Here is a 437-nt window from a genome sequence, read left to right as displayed (position 1 = left end):
ATCACCGGATGCTGACAGTGTCGCAGACACGCCTGCTTGAGAGGGGACACTTGGTAAAGACCTGCGGCCAAAAGCAGCGCTCCCGCAAGCGGTGCTTGCGTGAGTTCCATCATGCCGCTCATTTGGCCGATTGAAACAAGGGACCACTGCCCAGCGGTTGCTGCGAGGCTGAATAAACCCCAAACGAGCAGGTAGCCGGAAAGGAAAATCGAAACTGCGGCGTAGGGTTTATTCGAGTTATTATTCTTTCTTGCGAGTGCCGCATAGAACAGAACGGTCGGAGCCGCGCTTGGCACCATCATGGCAATCATCATGACCCACCACATAATGAAGATCATCAGCGTATAGCCAGGTGTCCACTCGACGGGCGCCATCATCATACCTGGCATTTCGATGGCCATCTGCGTCATCGTAATCGCCGACATTGACATGCCGAC

1 protein-coding gene is annotated in these 437 nt (G+C 54.5%); it reads right to left on the bottom strand.

From position 1 onward, the window contains the following. A partial coding sequence (locus AB2B41_RS23370; protein ID WP_367880231.1) for a copper chaperone occupies positions 1 to 410 on the bottom strand: 410 nt, incomplete at its 3' end. Between the last annotated feature and the right edge of the window lie 27 nt (positions 411 to 437).

The organism is Sulfitobacter sediminis (assembly GCF_040811725.1).
Lineage (GTDB): Bacteria > Pseudomonadota > Alphaproteobacteria > Rhodobacterales > Rhodobacteraceae > Sulfitobacter > Sulfitobacter sediminis.
The sequence above is the reverse complement of the archived record's forward strand: the minus strand, read 5'-3'. Positions and strand labels throughout refer to the sequence as shown.